We start from the raw sequence: 2,550 nt of genomic DNA on the forward strand, positions 1-2,550 counted from the left end.
AAACAAAGCGAGCGAAAGCAGGTTGGGACAATGACTATCTGCTCAAACTACTGGGTATCAATTAAGCCCGATTGCCCTGGCATGACAGGCTGCATAGATATGTTATCTTTCATTAACTCGACCACCATGTATTGACAATAGCCATACACAGCACTAGATTGAACGCAGCATCCACTGTTGATACGGCTGAAAACCGAAGGTAGAAAATGATGAAAACCAACCTGGCTACCGCCGAAAAAACCAGCGCCATCAGTATGCGCATAGCCAGTAACAGGAAGAACCTCATCGACTATGCAGCCAAATTGATCGGAAATGACCGAACCACTTTTATTCTGGATTCTGCTACGGCTCGTGCCGAGGAGGTGATTCTGAATAAGCGCCTTTACATCCTGAATGATGATGATTTTGATGCGTTTGAAGCAGCCCTGGAAAGCAACCGCATGGAGGATAATCTATGTCTGATTCAGCGACTCAGCCGCCCCAAAAGATGGGTATCACCCAACCCGTCAAACTGAACGCAGACCATGATTGCACTGCTTTTGACTGTGGCGATACCACCTTAAATGCTTACCTTGCTGATGCGTACAAGCAGCAGCAACGCAAAAATGCCACGGTTTACGTGACCTGCCAGGCTGGCACTCATCGGGTTAAAGGTTTTTACACGCTCACCAGCGCCGAAATCATGCGCGAAGCTGCTCCCGGAAAGCTGAAACGTGGTGGCGCACCTAAAACAATTCCTGTGATTAAGCTGGGACGTTTTGGTATGGACAGGTCTTTTCAAGGGCTGGGTTACGGCAGTGATCTGCTGGTGGATGCCGTAGAACGCTGCATCAGTGCATCGGAAACCATTGCAGCCAAAGCCATTATTGTGAATGCACTGGATGAGCAGGCTCGTGAGTTTTATCTTAAACATGGCTTCAAGGATGTTCCGGCAATCGACAATCTCACACTGTATTTATCCCTTTACTGATCACAAGCCGGTTATATTTTGCCCAGCCCGTTACTGCTACTAAACTGTGGGTACATATCAATGGATACTGAGAGCCTGTCCTGATGCTTCGTTTATTTCTTCGGCCGCCCCTGTTAGTTGTAAGTTTCAGTCTGCTGCTTTTTACCGGTCATGCCATCGCATCGACTCTGCCGCCCTTGCCTGAACTGCATAACAAGATGAACGAATGGCAGCATCAGGAGGTGTACGACCAGCTGCAACCGCTGGAGCTGCATTTTGCCGGTGATGCCGGTTATGACTATGTATTCGGCCTTGCTGCTCTGCGTAACGGTTATCCTGCTGAGGCCAGCTGGGCGCTGGAGCGACTGGTACTGGTACAGCCCAGTAATCAACGCGGCAAGCTGGCTCTGGCTCAGGCTTATATGGAGATGGGGCGTTTTAACAGCAGCCAGCGCTTGATCGATGAAGTGAAGAACAGCCGCCCCTCACCTGCTGTGCTGGCATCTGCCAATAACTTACAAGAGCGGCTGGACAAAGCCCTCGCACCAAAACGTTTTACCCTGACCAGCCGCGTGAATGCTGCACTGGGTTATGATTCCAATGTGTCATCTGCTGCAAGTAATGAACCTGCCAGTGTTTTTTCGGAGATGGCAGCACGCCAGCGTTTAAGCTGGCAGTACAGTGATCCCGTTAGTTTTTATGCCGGATATCGCTTGCGTGATACTCGCCCTTATGCAGAAAGTGATTACATACGTCAGAACCTGAACGTGCAGCTGGGTGCGGAATACCGTGCCGGTCAGTGGCTGGCGGGGGTGGAACCCACTTTTGGCAAGGGCTGGAAAGATGGCAAGGGCGAGTTTTCTGAAGCCGGTCTGGGGTTGAATGGGGTTTATCTGCTGCCGGACTCCACTGCGGTGCTGGGTTTTATGAATGTCACCCAGATGAGCTATGATCAGAATGCCGACAAGGTAAATGACGGGCGCATTTATCTGCTGGGCGGTGGCTGGGTTGGCGGTGTTTCCACCCCGCTGCGCTGGCCGGTGAATCTGGTGGCAACCGGCTATTATTTACGTACTGATTTACCGGATTCGCCAACGGGTGATTTTAACAGCCTGGGCGCAAATTTTAATGCCAGCCTGGTGTATAGCCCAGAATGGACTTTTGTGGGGCTGGCAGGATACAGCCTGCGGGATTACACCTGCAGCAGTGGTCAGACTTCATGTGATGCAAGCCGCAGGGATACCTTGTTTAATCTGGGTGTGGGTGCGCGTTACCAGTTTTTGCCCAATCTGCTGGTGGAGCCACAAATCAGCTATAACCAGCAATTCAGTGATACTCCTAACTCCGCTTTTAACCGGATAACCGCCAGAGTGAGTGTTCGTTATGATTTTGAACCTGTTAAATTCTAAGCACCTCACTCACCAGCCACGCGACTGGATGGCATGGTTGTTATGCCTGCTTCTGTTATTGCTGGTTTCTTCACTGGCAATGGCTGCAGATCAGGCTGGGCAGTTTCAGTTTGTGCACGGTCAGGTGCAGGTAGAAAGACAATAGTTCGGACAGTTTTAAAGAAAGCCTGCTACCCGGATAATGGGGTTACC

Annotated in this window: 4 protein-coding genes; all 4 read left to right on the forward strand. The window is 50.5% G+C overall.

What is annotated here, in order from left to right; all coding sequences use genetic code 11:
* The first annotated feature begins 206 nt into the window (after positions 1-206).
* The 4 genes from IBX50_RS19580 (at position 207) to IBX50_RS19595 (ending at position 2,503) form a co-directional block, all read left to right on the forward strand.
* Positions 207-515 carry a DUF1778 domain-containing protein gene (locus IBX50_RS19580; protein WP_292258076.1) on the forward strand — a complete coding sequence of 103 codons (309 nt, stop codon included), beginning with the start codon at positions 207-209 and terminating at the stop codon, positions 513-515.
* Positions 455-970, forward strand: coding sequence for a GNAT family N-acetyltransferase (locus IBX50_RS19585; protein ID WP_292258077.1), 516 nt, complete (start codon positions 455-457; stop codon positions 968-970). The genes IBX50_RS19580 and IBX50_RS19585 overlap by 61 nt, the downstream gene beginning before the upstream one ends.
* An 83-nt stretch (positions 971-1,053) precedes the next feature.
* Positions 1,054-2,358 carry a transporter gene (locus tag IBX50_RS19590; RefSeq protein ID WP_292258078.1) on the forward strand — a complete coding sequence of 435 codons (1,305 nt, stop codon included), beginning with the start codon at positions 1,054-1,056 and terminating at the stop codon, positions 2,356-2,358.
* The gene (locus tag IBX50_RS19595) at positions 2,333-2,503 is read left to right on the forward strand and encodes a hypothetical protein (protein ID WP_292258079.1); all 171 of its coding nucleotides are present in this window, start codon (positions 2,333-2,335) and stop codon (positions 2,501-2,503) included. The genes IBX50_RS19590 and IBX50_RS19595 overlap by 26 nt, the downstream gene beginning before the upstream one ends.
* The last annotated feature ends 47 nt before the right edge of the window (positions 2,504-2,550 follow it).

Source organism: Marinospirillum sp. (assembly GCF_014859565.1).

Bases quoted from the DNA above. Each gene is read 5' to 3' on its own strand.
- IBX50_RS19580 (WP_292258076.1), top strand. From the start codon at position 207: ATGATGAAAACCAACCTGGCTACCGCCGAAAAAACCAGCGCCATCAGT.
- IBX50_RS19585 (WP_292258077.1), top strand. From the start codon at position 455: ATGTCTGATTCAGCGACTCAGCCGCCCCAAAAGATGGGTATCACCCAA.
- IBX50_RS19590 (WP_292258078.1), top strand. From the start codon at position 1,054: ATGCTTCGTTTATTTCTTCGGCCGCCCCTGTTAGTTGTAAGTTTCAGT.
- IBX50_RS19595 (WP_292258079.1), top strand. From the start codon at position 2,333: ATGATTTTGAACCTGTTAAATTCTAAGCACCTCACTCACCAGCCACGC.